The following is a 19,463-nucleotide window of genomic DNA, read 5'->3' on the forward strand; positions in this document are numbered from 1 at the left end:
TCATGCGGGGTTGCGTCGAAATTATGAGTAACAAGATAAAAAGCCAGATCCTTAACACCCATGCTCGGATCGTCGAAGCCGGATATCAACGAATTCAGACTAGATAATGAATCATTCGATGCACTCACCAATGACATGCTCGCCGCAAATGTGAACAAGATGAAACTTATTGCACATATATTCCTCCTGGGCATAGCTGCATCTAAAAACTCGATAAGTCATATAGACGATTGCATCCATTTTTCAGTCAAAATTAACGGATTTGACCAATGCTCGGTAGTATGTCGATTCTTCTGTAAATTGGCTGGCCCTGTTATCCCACAAGTCAATCCGCATGGATCATGACCAAGCAATGCCGAAATATTCTTATGAAAATAGCCCGCATAGATAGACATCCAATATGCATCCCCGCACTTATGGAGAATTTATCATGAGAATTGCTGCTTTAGCCCGTATGGTAGCTTTGATGTCTCTATCGGTCTTAGCTGCCATTACCTTATGTATAGCTTCCGATCAGACCGCTTCGGCGGACGAGGTTATCGCCTTTTTGGATGAAGCTGTAGCTTATGTGGACAACAATGGTATGGAGAACGCTCTCCAAGAGTTCAACGATCCAACTGGATCTTTTGTTCGGGGAGATCTCTACATCTTCGCATATGATTTCAATGGAACCTGCCTCGCCCATCCTATCAATCCTGAATTGGTCGGCCAAACCAGCCTGTTGGATATCAATGATGTGGATGTGGTAGGCCGCGAGATTGCATTGGCTAAGAGAGGCGGCGGAACTATGTATATCGTCTTCCCGAATCCATCTCATGAAGGCAAGGAGGAGCTAAAACAACTCCATCTTGAGAGTGTTAATGATAGCATGTACCTTGGATCTGGGCGGTACCTTTCTGACATTCAGGCATCATTCGATCAGGGGGAAAGAGATGAGCTTGTAGATTTTGTGAATGAAGCCTTGAAGTACGCCCAGGAGAATGGCAAAGAGAAAGCTCTTCAGGCATTCAACGATCCAGAAGGCAATTTCGCCCGAGACGGACTTTACATCTTTGCCTACGACTATGAGGGACAGAACTTGGCGCTTTCCCATCAGCCTGAGCTGGTCGGCACAAACCGCATCGATGCTCAGGATCCCAATGGAGTATATTTCATTCAGCAGATCACAGATATGGCCAAAAATGGAGATGGCTTTGCCTATTACGTCTACCCAGACCCATCTAACAACATGACCCAAGAATTGAAGCTCAGCTACGTTATGGATGTCGATGGTACCTGGTTCCTGGGATCGGGCATCTATTCAAGCGATTAGGATTCAAGCTGCGGGGGGAGAGCTCAGCCCCCTCAGTATCCTTCAACAGTGGCATCTATAGTCCCAACCTACCTCGATTCAATGCGAGCCCCTCCTGCAAAGCAAAACCGATTAGGTCACATCCTCCTGCCAATGGTGACGTTCTCAAATGCCTTTTTCATAATTCCCATTCCATGGGACGACAGGAGACTGTGGCACGGTCACGAATCGCCATTGAGAATAATATTAATAAATTATATAATTATAATAATAGCCTGGATTAAACTTAAATAGTCGAATAGCATACCTGGCTGCAGGAGGTTTTTCCAAAAATTTGGGAGTATTAAGCCCCAATTATTCTGACATACAGATCATTATTGAAAAATTGTAATATATTAGTCAGAGATTTTTTTGAATCTGGATCAAAATTTGCGGAAGTGAGAGAATGAAGTTATGCTCAAAGGCCGTTTTTGCGGCTGCCATTTTATTGATTGCGTTTAGCGAGATTTCAGTTATCTATGCAGAATCTGCCGATACGAGGAATGATGCGACCGAATACACCATTGCTGCCAACCTGCTGGCCAACAATTCTCCCGCCTGGAGCAACAACCAGGAAGACTTCGATTTTGCCAATAGAGGGTTCATCGCTACCGATAGTCCCCTGATCATCCCCTCTCTCTATCCGGGTTTCACCTCCTGGAATATGGAAGAGTTCTCCTTCCTGGACAATGCGACCTGTCCGGATACAATAAACCCCCTTCTCTACAGGCATGCAAAGCTGAACAAGATCAACGGTCTATTCGAGGTCGTAGCTGGCATCTACCAGGTCAGAGGATACGATCTCACATCAATGAGCCTCATCAAAAGCGATACCGGCTGGATAATCATAGATCCCATGATGACTGTGGAGACCGCCAGGGCGGCCATGGACCTGGTTAACAGAACACTGGGATACTATCCGGTCAAGGCAGTCATCTATTCTCACCCTCATGTGGATCATTACCAGGGAGTGAAGGGAGTGATCACTGAGAAGCAGGTTGCATCGGGTGAGGTTGAGGTCATAGCCCCTGCTGGATTCATGGACCATGCAATCAGCGAGAATGTCTATGCTGGGACGGCTATGCAAAGGCGGGGCATGTACATGTACGGAGGCCTCCTTCCTCATGATGAGAAGGGTCTTGTGGATAACGGTCTGGGAAAACGAACCCCATTTGGATCGGCATCCCTCATCGCTCCGACGATCGATATCACCGAGACCGGCCAGAACCTGACCATCGACGGAGTCGATATGCAGTTCCATTACTGCACCAATACGGAAGCTCCCGTGGAGATAGACATCTGGTTCCCAGATCACAAAGCGCTTTTCATGGCTGAGAATTGCGTGGCAACGCTGCATAACATTCTGACTCTGCGGGGAGCACAGATCAGGGATCCTCTCTCCTGGGCAGAATGCCTGGATGAGGCACGAAGGCTTTACGGAGACCAGGCAGAGGTGGTGTTTACCGCCCACAACTGGCCCAGGTACGGTAACGATAAGGTCATTGAGCTTTTAGAAAACCAGCGGGATATGTACAAGTACATCAATGATCAGACCCTGAACCTCATCAACAAGGGCTATACCATGGATGAGATCGCAAATATGATCGTTCTTCCCCAATCCCTGCAGAAGTACTGGTATACTCATGGATTCTACGGCCAGATATACATGGGTGTAAAGGCCACATATCAGAAATACCTGGGATTCTACGATGCCAATCCCATCAACCTGAAACGGCTTCCTCCTGAGGAGTTTGCCCGAAATATAACCGAGTACATGGGAGGGGCAGATGCTGTCCTGGAGAGGCTGGCCAGAGATTATGACGCTGGCAACTATCAACTGGTGGCCACTATCGCCAATTACCTGGTCTTTGCTGATCCCGACAATATAAAGGCCCGTGAGATGGAGGCTGCTGCCCTGGAGCAGCTTGGATATCAGGCGGAATCTGGACCGGCCCGGAATGCCTATCTGGTGGGAGCTATGGAGCTTCGCAGCAAAGAGCCAGTGCAGGCAATGAACATGATATCTGCAGATGTGATATCTGCCATGTCAATCAACCAGCTCTTAGACTACATAGCAGTGAGGCTGAATAGCCAGAAGGCGGACGGCGAGGACTTCAGGATGAACATGATAATCAATGATACCGGCGAGAGCGCACTGATTCAGGTCAATAACAGCGTGCTGGTCTACTGGATCGATGAGCACTCAGATGAAGCTGCCCTCACTGTCCATATGCCGCGCAAGACTCTTGAACAGCTGGCGCTCGATCCATCCGTTCCACCGGCAAATGTGACCATTGAAGGAGATGCCTCGGTGTTTGAGGGATTTGTTGGGGTGCTGGACCTATTTGATCCCTCATTCAACATTATCCTTCCCTAAACTTTTTCCGGGGCAACCATTCTGAGGGAGACAAATCCTTTTTTCTTTTTTTATATCTTCAATCCAAGAGCTTTTGCTATTCGCGTTGTTTTTCGGTATATTTTAGCCTTCTTGGCGTCGGATACTCCGGCCGGAGTAGAGAAATACATGGTTGGGACAGACTGGAAGCGAGATCGTGACTCTCTGGCAAACATCGCGTGAGGGCATCCGTCCCCCCAGTTACCTATCTCTTATATCAGCTTCCTACCCGTGGATCCTCGCCACCCGCCCCACCTGGCCGTCGGCGAGACGGACCTTGATCCCGTGAGGGTGGAAAGAAGAGTTCGTCAGGATCTGCGCTACCACTCCCTCGGTCCTCTTCCCCGTCCTCTGGTCCTTCTTGAGGACTATCTCCACCTTCAGCCCCGGCTTTATGTCCTTCCTATTCTTCCCGTCCATGCTCTTCCTTTCCCTTTCATATGTGAGCTTCAGCGTCCGTGGGTCTTGGAGGTGTCGAAGACCATCTCTTCATCGAGCCTGCCAGCGTATCGGACAGGCACGGAGTCGCCGGCCTTTGCCCCATCCATCTCCGGGCCTCCCGGATGATAGTCATAGATCCGATAGATATTTAGATGGCGGTTTATCCCTGGAATGGGACTGGATGAAATGGAATGATCTGATGTCGCTTATAGTGGGCCGAGCCGATCACGTCACATCCTTGTAGCCGGTGGTGACGTTCTCGAAGAGCTCCCTTAATCTGCCTGCAATCTCCGGCGAGAGCCTTCTTTCAACCGCATCCAAGAAGACCTCCGCACATTGCGGTGCAATGCACAACAGGCATTCCGAGCCGTCCATGGCCCTCTCCGCCAGATACTTGAGATCCTCATCAGGCAGCTTATCCAGCCTGAACAGAAAATCCTCCCTATCGGTTATATAGTATCTGGAGATGGATGCAAGCAAGCTGCCCGCTTCTCCTTTTTCCAGCTCTTCGATGTGCGGCTTGACCAACTTTTTCAATATGTGAATATCCTTTCGGTTGAGCTTCTTCATCCACATCACCTGCACCATCAATTGTTACCTTTCCTTATATTCCTATGCTAATCGATGCAAAAAATATGGCATAATCAGGAATGAGAAGCAGCAATGCAGAGCAACTGCCCGGGATATCCGTAAAGGAGGCCAAGATCTTGCTGAATTCTGCTGGAACGAAGATCCAAAAAGGCGCTAAAATGCCCGCAGAGGTCCGTTCGGTCCAGGCAATCTGAGAGTCACAAGGCGAGAAAGATCATAATAAAAGAAACCTCATGATCCGATGCTTCATCTTATTTCGCATTTCCACCGACAGGTATATCAACCGGATTGATCACTCAAGAGACGTTACATTTTCATCGATTCAAAGAGATTTGTTGAGATGTCTTTTGTAGCGAGTTCGATTCTTTGAATCGATCCAAATGGTACGTGAATAAAATGTTTGAGAGAAAATACGAAAACAGAGGTAGCTCCGGCGGAAGCCGCGGTGGCTACAACAGCGGTCCGAGAGAAATGACAGATGTAACTTGCTCAGAATGCGGCAAGCAAACCCAGGTCCCATTCAAACCGGATGGATCCAGGCCGGTTTACTGCAGCGAGTGCTACCAGAAGCACAGGCCTGCCAGGTCTTCTGGAAGGTACTGAACAATATCTGTTCTAGTCGAATTACATCTATAAATCGGCTAGTTGGGGCGTCATCCTGCCCTTCAGATTCCAACTTTTTCGCAGCGTGCAGCGTCACCTGATGCACGAGATATTAAGACCTTTGAGGATGGAAAGGAGCTAAAGGGTTTTGACTGAGCACAAGCAGACCGCAATTCACGATCCTGCATCAGACACGATGATCGAGGTGGACGAACGAATAGCACCACTGCTGGAAGCCATCTGGGACTGCGGTATCATCACCTGCAATTCCTGTCAAGAAAATAAGCCGGGCATCATATGGATCGAGTTTCTCGCTGCCGAAGATGCAGAGGCGCTTTTGGCACGCATAGTATCGGGTCTTGATCCCATCAACGACCCAGAAGCTAACAACTGGCTGTACTCCAGAATAATGGGCTCAAATGGAGGCTGGCAATATGCTGGTCATCCTCATGATGCAAGAGAGTACATTGACCAGGAATCCGGTACAGTAGAATTGAATCCCTCCCAAGCATGCGGACTTACGTTATCCATATCCATCCGCTTTCCTGTGAGCGATTATGAGATACTGTGCGATCTTCTCCGCACAAAACAGCAATGCTTAATTGCTGCCGAAGGTCTATAGATAGCTTGGGATAGTTTAATTAATTAATCCCGTTAACCAAAATAGGGCGCTGAAATGAACTGTGATCTTTGTACTAGGGCACCAGTGGGTGCATGCGTGGGCGAGGCGTACTGTGCATCTCTGCATTTGACGGATGAGGACGCTTGCAGGCTAGCTGCTGAAGCCTGCCTCTCCTGGTGGCAGGAGAGAGATGAAGTGACCGAGGCGGACGATATTCTCTGGCGCATGTCGGAAGACCGAATTAATGAATTGGCTTGTGATCCCTGGAAGGCCAGGGCGTATCTGGCCGAGAGGAGGTCAGAGAGCTGATTAGCTCCTCGTAATACTATTAATTCTTGCCTTCAGTTCTTGTCATTTGTTCGCCTGCATTCTCTCTCTTATGCTTTTCTGACAGGTGAGGACTTGTGCGGGTATGGTTGTTAAGTACTCTGCAGTCGAATACACATCCTATCCAGAGGTTGCCTTCACATGAGTCTCAAGCTGTTCCAAGGCCCAGGCCATTAAGAACATCCAGAAGGATTATGTCGTGGCCCATGGCCGGTGACGGGGTGAGCGATGCTCCTGGTGTCGCTCCAGCGGATGTGAGAATTACCATGGCCCCGGCACAGATGCAACGGTTGAGTCGACAGACATAAAATGCTGGTCAGGGACGATCCAAAAGATGTGATAGACATGGCGGGTCAGTCGAAGAAGACCGGAAGGAAGCATGACCCTGAACCGGATCTACGCGACAGGCTTCTGAAGATGTGATTCTAACGATTGAGGTTGATGGGTGCTTGAGATGATAAGAACTGAGAGGGTTTACAGTGCTCCTGCAAGCGGCGGATTCAGAATACTGGTGGATAGGCTCTGGCCCAGGGGCTTGGCCAAAGATGAGACACGAATCGATCTCTGGATGAAGGACATAGCTCCCAGCAATGAGCTTAGAAAATGGTTTGGCCACGATCCAGGCAAATGGGAGGAGTTCAAAGAGAGATTCTTCAGAGAACTTGACTTGAAGGCGGAGCTTGTGGATCAGCTAATTTCCAAAGCAGAGGAATCTGATCTGATCTTTTTATATGCGGCAAAAGATGCCGAGCACAATAACGCAGTGGCATTGAAAGAATATCTTGAGGCCAGAATGAAAATGCCTGGTTCGTTGCCTCTGGATCATCATAGCATCTGAATCAAATCGCCTCGGGGAGCAAGATTATGCCCAAACCACATATTCTGTGCCGGGCAGGACGATCTCATCAATGTCGAATGGCATGTACATTCGTCGGTCGATCAAGATAAAAAAAGAAAAAATGCATACTGTTTAATTATATCCTTTTCATGATATAATGATCAGGATGAAATGAACCCATCCATCGAGCAAACGTATATATTCATGCTTAGTAGTGACATATTGGTGAAAGGAGGCTAACCAGACTGGCTACCATCTCTGGCGCAGACTGGATAAATGAGATCGAAGGCTTAGCGGAGATTCAAAGCAAAACCGGATAGACAAGAGGTATAGAAATGCAGGATAACGAGCATAAGAGGCTGGTGGAGATGATAGATGGATACAAAGGCAAAGAGGGGTCTCTCATTCAGCTTCTTTTGGACCTGCAAAGCGAGTTCAACTGGATCTCAAAAGATGCCCTCCAAGAGATATCCGAGAGACTGAAGATCCCACCCAGCCGGATATACAGAATAGCAAGCTTCTATGAGGCCATAAGCCTCAAGCCCATTGGGAAGCACAAAATAAGCGTCTGCATGGGCACAGCCTGCCAGGTGCGAGGCTCTGGAATGATACTGGACAGGACTGAATCTAAGCTGAAGATAAAACAGGGCGGGACTACCCCGGATATGAGATTCACTCTGAAACGAGTCAACTGCCTGGGATGCTGCGCCATAGGTCCTGTAATGGTCGTGGATGACGACTACCATGGCCGGCTCACATCGGACAGAGTGGAAAGGATAATCAAGAAGTACGATTGAGCATAAAGCAGATGAATCTGGGCCTGAAGCTGGAAATAGGATGGATATCAAGTTGCGCACAACGAGTCAGCAGGAATTGCTATAAAGCAAGAATGACCACTTCCATCAGGAATCAGGGCGTGTAGCAGGATGGTGAGGCTCAGATCAATTGAGGGGCTTGAACAGCTCAGATCAGATATTCTGTCCAGCAGAGACAGCACAAAGCCCCTGGTCGCAATCTGCGCCGGAACGGGCTGCTTGACCCTCGGCGCCAGACTAGTGGTCAGGGCCTTTCAAGAATACTTGATCAAAAAGGGCCTGGAAAAGGAGATAGAGATCAAGGAGACCGGTTGCCCTGGCTTTTGCGAAAAAGGAACTTTAGTGGTGGTCTACCCCAGAGGTGTCTACTATATTGGTGTCCACCAGGATGATGTCCCTGATATCGTGGAGGAGACGATACTCAAAGGCAACCTGGTCGACCGCCTTCTCTACAAGGATCCAGAAACGGAAGAGAATGCCGTCGTTGAGAGCGAAATTCCTTTTTATAAATACCAGATGAGGCATCTTATAAAAAATAACATAAAAATAAATCCTAGAAATATAGAAGATTATATAGCTCTGGGCGGATACAGTGCCCTGGCCAGAGCTCTATCCGAGATGACCCCGGAAGAGGTGATCGAGGAGGTGAAGAGATCAAACCTCCGGGGCAGAGGTGGTGGCGGATTTCCCACCGGACGAAAATGGAAATCGACCCGAGAGGCCCCAGGAGAGCCCAAATATGTGATCGTCAACTGCGATGAAGGCGATCCAGGAGCATTTATGGACCGGGCTCTCATGGAGGGTAATCCTCATAGCGTCCTGGAGGGGCTGATCATCGCCGCCTACGCCATGGGATCGCATAAGGGCTTCATCTATGTGCGCATGGAATACCCTCTAGCGGTCCAGAATGCCACGCTCGCCCTCCAACAGGCCCGGGAGTACGGCCTCTTGGGTGAGAATATTCTGGGCACTGGCTTTGATTTTGATGTGAGCATTCATAGGGGTGCCGGCTCCTTTGTCTCCGGAGAGTCGACCGCTCTGATGAACGCCCTGGAGGGATGGGTGGGCGAGCCCAGGCCCAAGTACGTCCACACCTCTCAAAAAGGCCTCTGGGGCCGGCCGAGCGCCCTGAACAACGTTGAGACCTTTGCCAATGTGCCTTTGATCATAGAGCACGGTGCAAAATGGTTCAACTCCATTGGAACCGAGAGGAGCAAAGGGACCAAGATCTTCTCTCTGGTAGGCAAGGTCAATAACACCGGTCTGGTGGAGGTCCCTATGGGCATGACCCTGGCCGATATAATATACAAGATTGGAGGGGGAATTCCCGGGAACAAGAAGCTCAAAGGGGTGCAGACCGGAGGGCCGTCTGGTGGGATAATTCCGGCCAGGTATCTGAATACGCCAGTGGACTTTGATGAATTGACCAGTCTTGGCTCTATGATGGGTTCGGGGAGCATTATCGTCATCGATGAGGATACCTGTGCAGTCGATCTGGCCCGTTACTTTGTGGACTTCCTCTGCAGCGAGTCCTGCGGCAAATGCCTACCCTGCCGGGAGGGGCTGAAACGGATGAGAGAGATTCTTGATGCAATCGAGTCCGGCCGGGGGACGGAGACGGATATCCAGACCCTGCAGGAGATTGCAGAATTGATGAGAACGGCATCGCTCTGCGCCCTGGGGCGAACGGCAGTCAATCCGGTCCTGAGCACTATTCGTTATTTCCGAGAGGAGTATGATGCCCATATCAAAGATAAGAGATGTCCCGCCCTATCCTGCAAGTCTCTTGTGTCTTATTCCATCGATCCTGAGATCTGCATAGGCTGCGACCTGTGCCGGGAGAACTGTCCTCAGGGGGCGATCTATAAGGACGACGGAGGATTCGCGGTTGTTGATCAATCGAAATGCATGCGATGCGGGATATGCTTTGAGATCTGCCCCAAAAAGGTTAGAGCTGTCGTAAGAGAGTCTAAAGGCCTCCCAGGAGGGAAGAGATGATCCGGAAGAGCCGAGTTGTGCGTCTGGATAAGAGCGGCGAGAAGCACGAGATGAGATTTGAGGTATGAGAGTTGAGATTCTGGATCGATGATCAGCAGTTAGAAGCCCAGACCTCCAGCACCATTCTTGAGGCTGCCCTGTCTGCAGGAATTAAAATTCCCACTCTGTGCCATCATCCCGCACTTGAATCCTATGGGTCTTGCAGGCTCTGTACGGTGGAGATTGAAAAGAATGGAAAGAAGAGGTTCGTCACCGCCTGCAACTATCCGATAGAAGACGGTCTGGTGGTCAGGACTGCCACCCCTGCGGTCCTGGATATCCGGCGGATGATCGCTGAGCTCTTATTGTCCAGATGCCCGAAAGAGAAGCAGATCCAGGACCTGGCCAGAGAGTATGGAGTCATTGAGCCTCGATTTAAGCTCGAAGAGGAGAAATGCATTCTCTGCGGGCTTTGTTGCCGGGTATGTGGTGAGATGGTGGGTGTATTCGCCATCAATTTCCAAAACAGGGGAACAGATAGGAGTGTGGGCGCGCCGTATGGAGAGCTCTCGGAGGACTGCATAGCCTGTGGTGCCTGCTCTCTGGTATGCCCCACCAGTGCCATATCCGCTCAGAGAAACATCTTCCCGCTCACTGCAGAAGATATCATCGGGATCGAAGAGGAGCATCTGTCCGGCGAAAGGGATGTGGATCTGGGAGTGTATAGCGAGCTTTTCGCCGCCAGAACAGAGATCCAGGGACAGGATGGAGGGGTTGTCACCTCCCTTCTTGCTCGATGCCTGGATAAAGGCGTCATTGATGCTGCTGTGGTAGTTTATCAAAGGGAGAATAATGGAGGAAGAGCGGCAGCGGTAGACGATATTGAAGGAGTGATAAAGGCCAAGGGGACAAAATATGTGCGCGTATCCGCTCTGGCGCCGCTGATTGATGCTTTGAGAGGAGGAAAGAGAAGGGTTGCTGTGGTTGGCACTCCCTGCCAGATCAGAGTGATCAGAAAATTGGAGCAACTGGATTACTTCAAGGACGAGTTTCCAGATGCAGAGATCTTTCTCGTTGGCCTGTTTTGCTTCGAGAGCTTCGATTACAGAAGACTGAGAGATCATGCTAAAGGGCTTTTGGGCATAGATATAGAGGATGCGGATAAAATTCAGATCGCAAAAGGGAGATACATTGCGACTCTGGATGGAATGGAGCACTCCTGCAGCGTGCGGGAGCTGGAAAATGACATCCGTGAAGGATGCCGGTTTTGCGGCGATCTGGTCTCAAGGCTGGCCGATATCTCCATAGGCTCAGTGGGAAGCGCGGAAGGATACTCCTCAGTGATCGTCAGATCGGAAAAGGGGAAGAAGTTGCTGGATTGGCTATCGTTTTGCAGAGAAAAGGCAGTTCGAGAGGACATCGTGAAGCTGGCCAGGATGAAGAGGCGAAATGCAGACCGCAATCTTGAGAGGATCAGAAAAGGAGTGGAGTGCTCTCAATCGACCAAGTCTCCTTGATCAGACAAAAGCCTCTATATCCTGTCTGGGCATGGGATAATCAGATGGGCTGAACCCCTGATGCTTCCCCTGGGCGCAGTATGCGGCTATCTCATCCAGGCGGACCAATAGGGCATACTCTTTTATATGCCAGTCCTTTCTCCTCCTATCAGTCTCTCGAATCTCGATCCAGCCCTTTCTCCAAAATGATAACAGCATATCAAATCCACCCTTTTCCACATTATAGTGTCCGGTATCGAGTTCACTGCAATCCATTCCATTCATACTGTAGAAGCTGTCTATCATCCTCAATATATTGTGGAGCTCTCCCATTTTTTGCAGATATTCGATAAACTCCCTAAATCCACTATCCAGTAACTTTGCTCTCCCCTTCATTTTCCATCCCCTTTATCGCCTGTTAATCCCTTCTAACATCTATAAATATTTTTTTAATTATGTACAGTTTTATTTTTTCTTTTCATATATCTCGTTCATCTCGTTGAGAGAACGATGCTGCCATTAATTACATAACAAACAAAAGTTATTAATATAATGAATACATATCCTCCATCGGAGTAGCAGAAATGGAAGAAAATGATCAAGAGTTCTTGCGCGCACTTCATGAGGAGAAGATAAGAACCCAGAATGAACGCGCAAAGCTAATCACCATGAAGCTGGCTTTTATTACCGTCCTCTTTGGAGTAAGTTCAGTGGATGTCAAGATTGAGATTGCCAGGATCTTCTGGCTGATTTATTTCGTCCCTCTGGTGGCGATAAGCTACGATCTATACATCATGTCCGCCGATTCCAGGATCAAGCGCATAGGTGTATTTCTGGGCAGGCACCCTATCTCCCTAGCGGGAAAGGCGGAGCAAGAATGGGAGCGCTTCTGCACCTCTTATCGGGATAGCCTGGCACCATCTGCCAATATGTTCTTCTCGGTGATTGTAACCCTGGGAGCAGCAGCCTTTATTCATTCTCAGCAGAGCTGGACGGAGCATCTAATGAAGTTGTGGTTTGCGGTCTGGCTGGTAATATCCCTGGGAGTGATCATCGCCCTTTGGATGAGGCATCAGGCCCTCATAAAGAACATTGGCAATTATACACCCAATGATAATAAAAATAAAAAGAGATATATGGGATTGTGACGATTATGGGATGTGAGAAAGATGTCTCATCCCATTTGGGGATCAATGATTGCGATATCTCAATCTTTTATAATTCATCGACAATTATCGTTATAAAAAACCTTAATTATAGCCTGTGCTAAGCACTCAAGATAAATTTCCAGAAAAATTGTCAGTGCACGATTAACGCTGAGGAACGGTGGGGTTTATGTTGACTTTAAAAGAGAGAGAGATAAAAAGAGCAGTTAAAGAAGGATACGCTCGTATTGCCAAGCAGGCAACATCCGACTATGCCTCACGGTGCTGCTCAGGGGATGCTGATATTCCAGAGGAGCTGAGCAAGAGGATGGGCTACACTGAGGAGGAGATCCAGGCAGCTCCGCCGGAGTCAAACCTCGGCCTGGGCTGCGGCAACCCAGTAGCTCTGGCATCGTTATCCGAGGGGGAGATCGTCCTGGACATGGGCTCAGGAGCGGGATTTGACTGTTTCCTGGCATCCGACAGGGTTGGGCCATCAGGCAAGGTAATTGGTGTTGACATAACCTCTGAGATGGTGGAAAAGGCCAGGGCGAACTCCCGAAAGGGCGGCTATGCTAACATCGACTTCCGGCAGGGAGACCTTGAAAATATGCCGGTGGCGGACAACTATGTGGATGTGGTCATCTCCAACTGCGTGATCAACCTCATCCCCAATAAGAGAATGGCATTCAGGGAGGCCTTCAGGGTTTTAAAGCCAGGAGGAAGGCTGGCAGTCTCTGATGTGGTGCTGCTCAAGGAGCTGCCGGAGTTTGTCAAGAGCTCCACAGAAGCTTATATCGGCTGCCTGGCAGGTGCCATCATGAAGGATGATTACCTGGATATCATAAAGAGCATAGGCTTCAGAGATGTGCGGGTTGTGGCAGAATCCAGATTTCCTGTCGAGTCTCTGATCTCCGAGAGATCTGGCTGCAGCACACCTACAGATCCCGCGATCACCCCTGAGCAGCAGAAGAAGGTTGCGGATTCCGTCTTGAGCATAAAGATATGTGCGATCAAGCCCTAAAATCAGCACCTCTGAGAGCATCAAGGCATTGGATAGGGATCTTGAGGACTATTGCATTGGATGGATTCAGAACTCCTGCAAAGCCTCCTGATAGCATTTGAACGTCCTATGGTTGAAGCAGACGGCTATTATATCACCTGCGTTTTTGTCCTCTAGATTGCGCCTCATCTCCCAGATAGCAATACGACAGGCCCGCTCTATGGGAAAGCCATAAGCCCCTGTGCTTATGGCTGGGAAGGCTATGCTCTTTATTTCGTACTTCTCTGCCAGGGCAAAGCAGCTCTGATAGCATCTGGCGAGAAGCTGATCCTCGCCCTCTGATCCACCCCTCCAGACCGGCCCAACGGTGTGAATGACAAAGCGAGCGGGAAGCCTATAGCCCCTGGTGATGCGCGCCTCTCCCACCGGACAGCCGCCGATCTGCCTGCATTCTCCCAAGAGCTCCGGTCCTGCTGCCTTGTGAATGGCGCCGTCGACCCCGCCTCCTCCCAGCAGAGAGCTGTTGGCGGCATTGACAATGGCATCGACCTTTAATGTGGTGATATCGGCCATGAGCAGTTTTATTTTCTGTCCGATCTTCATTCCTCCTATCCGCCAATTGGCTATCCATATCTAAGAGAAATTAACCTTTCCATAATCATCTCGCTGCATCATAATCTTTTTAAAAAAATGTATACCTATTATATTCCACCGAAAGCTTTTTTTCCTTTAGCAGCTTCACTAATGCCGATAGTGGTCAGGTGGATTGTGGTTAAAATAATAAGATCTGCAAAGCGCTTACAGGCTCCAATATTTCTCCCAGCGGCTATCATATCTATCCTTATTTTGTTATTTCAGACCATTCTAATAGAGGTGATAGATGATAAAAGGTCGATCCTGTTCATGAATAATCTTCTTTCCACCTCAAGCTCAATAGTCGCCTTTCTATGTTTATTATATGCGGCAAATAATATGGAAGGGAGGTCCAAGAAAGCCTGGTTGATGATGGCTGTTGCCATGCTTTTTAATTCTTTTGGAGAGGGAACCTGGGCATTTATAGAGTTCGTTTTGCAGGAAGATCCATTCCCATCTGTGGCAGACTTCGGCTATCTGATGTTCTATCCTCTCTTTGCAGCAGGTATTTTTCTGTTGCCCAATGCCCCTCTTTCTCCTCGGGAGAGGCTCGGGGTCATCCTGGATTCGGCAATTGTAATAATATCAGCTGCTCTGGTATTTTGGATCTTCTTCTTCGCCCCTGTAGTATCATCATTGAATACGATCACTTTGGAATTGACGATTTCTTTAGCCTATTCTATGATGGATATCGTCCTCTTCGTTGCCCTTGTGCGACTGGTCTTGAGCAAGCTTGATGCTTCAACCATTACCCCTGCCCTTTTTCTGGCTGCTGGAATGGCTATAGTACTGGTCGCAGATGCGGTGTTCAGCATTCAAACACAAAAAGGGACTTACATCTCAGGCGGTCATCTGGATACGTTCTGGATCTCAAGCAACCTTTTTATGGCATTGGCAGGACTGTTGCAGGCAAATCCTTATCCCTTTGATCCATTAAAAACTCTGAGCAGAAGGATTTGCAGCAAATCCACTATTATGCCCTATCTGCCATACCTGGGAATTGGAGCCACATTCTCTCTTCTCATCTGGGGATATGAATACTCCCGAGCAATCAACCAATCCATAATAGCAGCCTGCGTAGGGCTGGTCATGGGGCTGATGCTCGTTCGCCAGAAGATAGTCTTCGATGAGAGGAATCAACTGCTCACCACAACGCTTACCGAGATTGAAGAACGCAAGCGCGTAGAGAAGTCATTGCGCGAATCAGAGCAGGAGAAGGCGGCAATTCTGGGCGGTTTGAAGAATGTCGCTGTCGAGTATCTCGATCCTTTTATGCGACTAATCTGGATCAATGATAACCTGCAAGAATCAATCGGCCTCTCTGCTGATGAAATGCTTGGCGCTCGTTGTTATGAGGCGGTATTCGGTCGCAGTGAGCCCTGTTCAGGCTGTACAGTGGCACGAGCTATCAATATGGGCGCATCCCAGGAGGGCGATCTGATCACTCCGGACGGGAGGACCTGGATCTCTCGTAGCAGTCCTCTCAAGGATGCAGATGGCAAGATCATCGGGGTAGTCCATGTGCTGATAGATATCAGCGCCCGCAAGAGTGCAGAGCGAGCTCTGAAGGAGTCTGAGCGTCGGCTGGCGGATATCATCGAATTTCTGCCTGACGCCACATTTGTGGTTGACAAAAATGGCAAGGTGATTTCCTGGAACCGCGCCATTGAGAAGATAACCGGTGTTAAGGCCGAGTTGATCCTGGGCAAGGGAGACTATGAATATTCTCTGCCATTTTACGGAGAACGAAGGCCTACACTGATAGATATGGCAAAAGGAATTGATCCAAAGATCGATCCGGAATTTGAAAAGAAATATGAGAACCTAAAGAGAGATGAGGAGAATAACTTGCTGGTTGGCGAGGCCTACATGCCCCTGCAGGGAAAAGGCGATGCATACCTCCTGGGAAGCGCATCTGCGCTCTATGACTCAAATGGAGATTATTGGGGAGCGATCGAATCGATACGTGATATAACAGATCGAAAGCGTGTGGAAGAGGAGCTCCAAAGGTCCAAGGAGATGGCTGAATCAGCCACCCGGGCAAAGTCCGAGTTCCTGGCCAACATGAGCCACGAGATCCGGACGCCAATGAATGCTGTTATCGGTCTTACAGAACTGCTCATGGATGAGAAGGATGAGAAGCTGACTTCGGCGCAAAGGGAATGCGTCGAGATGATCCGCATCAGCGGGGATACTCTCCTCTCTATCATCAATAATATCCTCGATCTCACCAAGATCGAGGCGAACATGACAGAGCTGGAGCACCGGCCAATCGATGTTAAGGGTTGCATTGAATCCTCTATGGATCTCGTGTCCGGGAGCGTCGGCGATAAAAGAATAAAATTTTCATATAAAATCGAAGAGAACGTCCCCCAATTTATCATGGGAGATCCCACAAGGCTCTGTCAGATCCTGATAAACCTGCTCAATAATGCAGTGAAGTTCACCGAGCAAGGCGAGATTGCAGTCTCTGTATCAAACACCAATCTGGATGATGGCGGATATGAGATTCATTTTGCGGTGAAGGATACTGGAATAGGAATCCCTGAAGACAAGATGTCCCGCCTATTTCGATCTTTCAGCCAGGTTGATGCCTCGACGGCACGCAAGTATGGCGGCACTGGATTGGGCCTTGCCATAAGCAAGAAGCTCACAGAGATGATGAATGGACGAATGTGGGTAGAGAGCGCTGTTGGAGTGGGTTCAGTATTTCATTTTACAATTCGGGCGGATCCTATCATCGGCGAACCCTTAGATCTGTCAAAGCCGGACAACTTGTACGCACACGGGAAGCAGAAGATCAAGGATCTGGAGAGATCTAATTCCGAATTGAATATCCTGCTAGCAGAGGACAACGTAGTCAATCAGATAGTCACAAAGAAGATGCTCAGTAAGCTGGGCTATAATGCGGATGTAGCGTCCAGCGGCATCGAGGCCCTGAAAGCGCTGGAGAAGAAGAGATACGATTTGATATTCATGGACGTGCAGATGCCGGAGATGGACGGCCTGGAGGCAGCGAGGGAGATACGCCGTCGCTGGCCTGAGGGAGGCCCGAAGATAATAGCAGTAACTGCATCTGCTTTTAAAGGAGATCAGGAGATGTGTCTGGCGGCTGGAATGGACGGCTATATAATGAAGCCCACCAAGATAGAGGCTATAAGAGAAGCCCTGCAAGCTGTGGCAAAGGACTAAGCAGGAGAAGGGCTGGGAGATCTTCTGAGCATAGGATCAAGATTCAGGCGGATCGGAAATGAATCGCCCCACTTCAATTGGAGGAACCTGGTATCCTGGTGGTGGCCGATCCGCCTGAATCTTGGCTGTGGCGCCGAACACGAGGCAGCACAACACCGAATCGCACAATCCCCTCAGGGATCCCACAGAATCTCACTTTGTGGCTACATCTCGATTTCGGCATCATCTTGATCTGGTGCCGCCTCATGTCCCGACTGTGTATTGGCACGAGATCTCAGGCAGATTGCTGTGCCAATCACGGGACGCAATTCTTTTTCATCCTGCCTGTTATCCCGCAGGCGCGCAACCGAATGCAATTACCTCGACGGCATGCATCATCTGCATCACGGATTAATGTACCTGCTCCCAGGAGCGGCACGAATTTTTGCTCGCAGGAAGAGGCAAATCAATGGCCAGATTCAGCAGATCACTGTCGGATGCGTTTTGGCCCACAGTACGCCCGCCAGACCCTTTCATGAGACGGCAATCTATCTATATAATCATTATAGATATTTGTAGTTTTCGGTCGGGACTACACAGTCAAGACTGCAATAGGGACTGGAGTGCAGAATCCTGGACGCATTTCGCACCCATATTAGCTCAAACAAAATTGAATTAAGGGTTCATCGATTGACCATCTATTTAAATGATGGCCCGCCAGCTATGATCAACAAATCATAAAATGTTAAAAAACAAGGAGTCCTTAAGATGAACCTGCAAAAGCACGTCAGCCTGAATATCAACGTTCGCGGCCTGGGCGAATCACCGACCCTCGCTATCAATGAGAGGGTAAAGCTATTGCAGGGACAGGGGAAAAAGATCTACAACTTCGGACTGGGTCAATCCCCTTTCCCTGTGCCGGCGCCGGTGGTCGAGGCTCTGCGGCTGCATGCTCATGAAAAAGATTATCTGCCCGTCAAAGGCCTTTCTGCCCTCAAAGAAGCTGTGGCTGGATTCCACAGACAAAAAGATCTGGTGGAGGCTAACTCTGATTGCGTCCTTGTGGGCCCTGGCTCAAAGGAGCTCATGTTCTTGCTGCAGCTGGTATTCTATGGTGAGATCATCGTGCCCACACCCTGCTGGGTCTCCTATGTCCCTCAGGCTCAGATCTTGGGAAAAAAGATAAGCCTGCTTCATACCTCTTTTGAGGATAAATGGCACATAAGTGCTGATCGCCTCCGCCAGCATCTGGAAGGGGAGCAGGATCTATACCGTCCAAGGATATTGGTTCTAAACTATCCTGGAAATCCTGATGGCCTCACCTATACCGCAGATGAGCTCAAAGAGATCGCCAGGGTTGCCCGGGAGTATGAGATCATCCTCCTCTCTGACGAGATCTATGGGCAGCTTCATCACAAGGGCGGTCATGTCTCAGTTGCCCGCTACTATCCAGAGGGGACCATAATCAGCTCCGGCCTGTCCAAGTGGTGCGGTGCTGGTGGCTGGAGGTTGGGAACATTCACCTTTCCTCAGAGCCTGGACTGGCTGATGGAGTCGATGGCAGCTGTAGCCAGCGAGACGTACACCTCGGTGAGCGCACCCATCCAGTATGCCGGTGTGCAGGCATTCCGGGGATCAATGGCCATCGAGCGCTACCTCTGGAACGCCCGCCGTATCCTTTCCGTCCTGGGACAAAGGTGCTACCGAAATTTGGCAGATGCTGGGGTCAGGGTCCATGCGCCCGAGGGTGCATTCTACATGTTCCCGGATTTCTCTCCCTTCTCCAGAAGGCTCGCTAAGAAGAATGTGCTGAACAGCACCATGCTCTGCGAGAGGCTGCTGCAGGAAAAAGGCGTTGCTATGCTGCCGGGAAGAGCGTTCGAGAGGCCCCATGAGGAGCTCACTGCCCGGATATCCTACATCAATTTTGTCGGCAACAGATCCCTGGCAGCGGGAGAGACCATTCCCCCTCACCAGGAGCTTCCAGCTGATTTCATCCAGGCTCACTGCGAAGATACCCTTGCAGGCATAGAGGCGATCGTCGACTGGCTGGAAGAGTAGCCAGTCCCGATTTTT

Annotated in this window: 18 protein-coding genes; 14 read left to right on the top strand and 4 right to left on the bottom strand. The window is 49.4% G+C overall.

The annotated features are described in order from the left end of the window. The first annotated feature begins 430 nt into the window (after positions 1 to 430). Entirely contained in the window at positions 431 to 1,312 is an 882-nt protein-coding gene (locus tag MCON_RS13100; RefSeq protein WP_013720422.1) for a cache domain-containing protein, read from the top strand. A gap of 424 nt (positions 1,313 to 1,736) precedes the next feature. Then, positions 1,737 to 3,707 carry an alkyl/aryl-sulfatase gene (locus tag MCON_RS13105; protein ID WP_013720423.1) on the top strand — a complete coding sequence of 657 codons (1,971 nt, stop codon included), beginning with the start codon at positions 1,737 to 1,739 and terminating at the stop codon, positions 3,705 to 3,707. A 243-nt stretch (positions 3,708 to 3,950) separates the two neighbouring features. Here the strand turns inward: MCON_RS13105 and MCON_RS13110 are convergent, their stop codons facing one another. Then, positions 3,951 to 4,145: a YwbE family protein gene (locus tag MCON_RS13110; RefSeq protein WP_013720424.1), complete on the bottom strand. Its 195-nt coding sequence runs from the start codon at positions 4,143 to 4,145 to the stop codon at positions 3,951 to 3,953. Between the two features lie 246 nt (positions 4,146 to 4,391). Then, a complete protein-coding gene (locus MCON_RS13115) occupies positions 4,392 to 4,736 on the bottom strand; it encodes a hypothetical protein (RefSeq protein WP_157863831.1) in 345 nt (114 codons plus the stop codon). An 80-nt stretch (positions 4,737 to 4,816) separates the two neighbouring features. Between MCON_RS13115 and MCON_RS16975 the strand changes: the two genes are divergently transcribed. The 8 genes from MCON_RS16975 to MCON_RS15365 all read left to right on the top strand — a co-directional run bounded on the left by MCON_RS16975 (position 4,817) and on the right by MCON_RS15365 (position 11,456). After that, positions 4,817 to 4,951 (top strand): hypothetical protein, encoded by a 135-nt coding sequence (locus MCON_RS16975; RefSeq protein ID WP_269798815.1) that lies wholly within the window; start codon positions 4,817 to 4,819, stop codon positions 4,949 to 4,951. 202 nt (positions 4,952 to 5,153) lie between these two features. Further along, on the top strand, positions 5,154 to 5,360 hold the full coding sequence (locus MCON_RS15755; protein WP_013720426.1) for a CxxC-x17-CxxC domain-containing protein: 207 nt from the start codon (positions 5,154 to 5,156) through the stop codon (positions 5,358 to 5,360). A gap of 148 nt (positions 5,361 to 5,508) precedes the next feature. Further along, the gene (locus MCON_RS13120; protein WP_013720427.1) at positions 5,509 to 5,982 is read left to right on the top strand and encodes a hypothetical protein; all 474 of its coding nucleotides are present in this window, start codon (positions 5,509 to 5,511) and stop codon (positions 5,980 to 5,982) included. Positions 5,983 to 6,036: 54 nt separating this feature from the next. Beyond that, complete coding sequence (locus tag MCON_RS13125; RefSeq protein ID WP_157863832.1) at positions 6,037 to 6,291, top strand: hypothetical protein; 255 nt, start codon at positions 6,037 to 6,039, stop codon at positions 6,289 to 6,291. Positions 6,292 to 6,763: 472 nt separating this feature from the next. After that, entirely contained in the window at positions 6,764 to 7,147 is a 384-nt protein-coding gene (locus MCON_RS13130; RefSeq protein WP_048133339.1) for a DUF488 domain-containing protein, read from the top strand. 335 nt (positions 7,148 to 7,482) lie between these two features. Then, positions 7,483 to 7,944 (top strand): NADH-quinone oxidoreductase subunit NuoE, encoded by a 462-nt coding sequence (gene nuoE, locus MCON_RS13135; RefSeq protein WP_013720430.1) that lies wholly within the window; start codon positions 7,483 to 7,485, stop codon positions 7,942 to 7,944. 129 nt (positions 7,945 to 8,073) lie between these two features. Then, the gene (locus MCON_RS13140; RefSeq protein ID WP_013720431.1) at positions 8,074 to 9,960 is read left to right on the top strand and encodes an NADH-quinone oxidoreductase subunit NuoF; all 1,887 of its coding nucleotides are present in this window, start codon (positions 8,074 to 8,076) and stop codon (positions 9,958 to 9,960) included. 71 nt (positions 9,961 to 10,031) lie between these two features. Then, positions 10,032 to 11,456 carry a Coenzyme F420 hydrogenase/dehydrogenase, beta subunit C-terminal domain gene (locus MCON_RS15365; protein ID WP_013720432.1) on the top strand — a complete coding sequence of 475 codons (1,425 nt, stop codon included), beginning with the start codon at positions 10,032 to 10,034 and terminating at the stop codon, positions 11,454 to 11,456. On the opposite strand, the gene MCON_RS13150 is transcribed toward MCON_RS15365, so the two are convergent. Then, positions 11,457 to 11,831: a hypothetical protein gene (locus MCON_RS13150; RefSeq protein WP_013720433.1), complete on the bottom strand. Its 375-nt coding sequence runs from the start codon at positions 11,829 to 11,831 to the stop codon at positions 11,457 to 11,459. Positions 11,832 to 12,019: 188 nt separating this feature from the next. On the opposite strand from MCON_RS13150, the gene MCON_RS13155 reads away from it, so the two are divergent. Continuing rightward, the gene (locus MCON_RS13155) at positions 12,020 to 12,583 is read left to right on the top strand and encodes a hypothetical protein (protein WP_013720434.1); all 564 of its coding nucleotides are present in this window, start codon (positions 12,020 to 12,022) and stop codon (positions 12,581 to 12,583) included. Between the two features lie 187 nt (positions 12,584 to 12,770). Further along, complete coding sequence (gene arsM, locus MCON_RS13160; RefSeq protein WP_013720435.1) at positions 12,771 to 13,604, top strand: arsenite methyltransferase; 834 nt, start codon at positions 12,771 to 12,773, stop codon at positions 13,602 to 13,604. Positions 13,605 to 13,670: 66 nt separating this feature from the next. On the opposite strand, the gene MCON_RS13165 is transcribed toward arsM, so the two are convergent. After that, complete coding sequence (locus MCON_RS13165) at positions 13,671 to 14,186, bottom strand: O-acetyl-ADP-ribose deacetylase (protein WP_013720436.1); 516 nt, start codon at positions 14,184 to 14,186, stop codon at positions 13,671 to 13,673. Positions 14,187 to 14,555: 369 nt separating this feature from the next. On the opposite strand from MCON_RS13165, the gene MCON_RS15370 reads away from it, so the two are divergent. Continuing rightward, positions 14,556 to 17,408 (top strand): ATP-binding protein, encoded by a 2,853-nt coding sequence (locus MCON_RS15370; protein ID WP_162145023.1) that lies wholly within the window; start codon positions 14,556 to 14,558, stop codon positions 17,406 to 17,408. 747 nt (positions 17,409 to 18,155) lie between these two features. Continuing rightward, on the top strand, positions 18,156 to 19,448 hold the full coding sequence (locus MCON_RS13175) for a pyridoxal phosphate-dependent aminotransferase (protein WP_013720438.1): 1,293 nt from the start codon (positions 18,156 to 18,158) through the stop codon (positions 19,446 to 19,448). The last annotated feature ends 15 nt before the right edge of the window (positions 19,449 to 19,463 follow it).

The organism is Methanothrix soehngenii GP6, from assembly GCF_000204415.1.
Taxonomy (GTDB): domain Archaea; phylum Halobacteriota; class Methanosarcinia; order Methanotrichales; family Methanotrichaceae; genus Methanothrix; species Methanothrix soehngenii.

Bases quoted from the DNA above. Each gene is read 5' to 3' on its own strand.
- MCON_RS13100 (WP_013720422.1), top strand. From the start codon at position 431: ATGAGAATTGCTGCTTTAGCCCGTATGGTAGCTTTGATGTCTCTATCG.
- MCON_RS13105 (WP_013720423.1), top strand. From the start codon at position 1,737: ATGAAGTTATGCTCAAAGGCCGTTTTTGCGGCTGCCATTTTATTGATT.
- MCON_RS13110 (WP_013720424.1), bottom strand. From the start codon at position 4,145: ATGGACGGGAAGAATAGGAAGGACATAAAGCCGGGGCTGAAGGTGGAG.
- MCON_RS13115 (WP_157863831.1), bottom strand. From the start codon at position 4,736: ATGAAGAAGCTCAACCGAAAGGATATTCACATATTGAAAAAGTTGGTC.
- MCON_RS16975 (WP_269798815.1), top strand. From the start codon at position 4,817: ATGAGAAGCAGCAATGCAGAGCAACTGCCCGGGATATCCGTAAAGGAG.
- MCON_RS15755 (WP_013720426.1), top strand. From the start codon at position 5,154: ATGTTTGAGAGAAAATACGAAAACAGAGGTAGCTCCGGCGGAAGCCGC.
- MCON_RS13125 (WP_157863832.1), top strand. From the start codon at position 6,037: ATGAACTGTGATCTTTGTACTAGGGCACCAGTGGGTGCATGCGTGGGC.
- MCON_RS13130 (WP_048133339.1), top strand. From the start codon at position 6,764: ATGATAAGAACTGAGAGGGTTTACAGTGCTCCTGCAAGCGGCGGATTC.
- nuoE (WP_013720430.1), top strand. From the start codon at position 7,483: ATGCAGGATAACGAGCATAAGAGGCTGGTGGAGATGATAGATGGATAC.
- MCON_RS13140 (WP_013720431.1), top strand. From the start codon at position 8,074: ATGGTGAGGCTCAGATCAATTGAGGGGCTTGAACAGCTCAGATCAGAT.
- MCON_RS13150 (WP_013720433.1), bottom strand. From the start codon at position 11,831: ATGAAGGGGAGAGCAAAGTTACTGGATAGTGGATTTAGGGAGTTTATC.
- MCON_RS13155 (WP_013720434.1), top strand. From the start codon at position 12,020: ATGGAAGAAAATGATCAAGAGTTCTTGCGCGCACTTCATGAGGAGAAG.
- arsM (WP_013720435.1), top strand. From the start codon at position 12,771: ATGTTGACTTTAAAAGAGAGAGAGATAAAAAGAGCAGTTAAAGAAGGA.
- MCON_RS13165 (WP_013720436.1), bottom strand. From the start codon at position 14,186: ATGAAGATCGGACAGAAAATAAAACTGCTCATGGCCGATATCACCACA.
- MCON_RS15370 (WP_162145023.1), top strand. From the start codon at position 14,556: ATGGAAGGGAGGTCCAAGAAAGCCTGGTTGATGATGGCTGTTGCCATG.
- MCON_RS13175 (WP_013720438.1), top strand. From the start codon at position 18,156: ATGAACCTGCAAAAGCACGTCAGCCTGAATATCAACGTTCGCGGCCTG.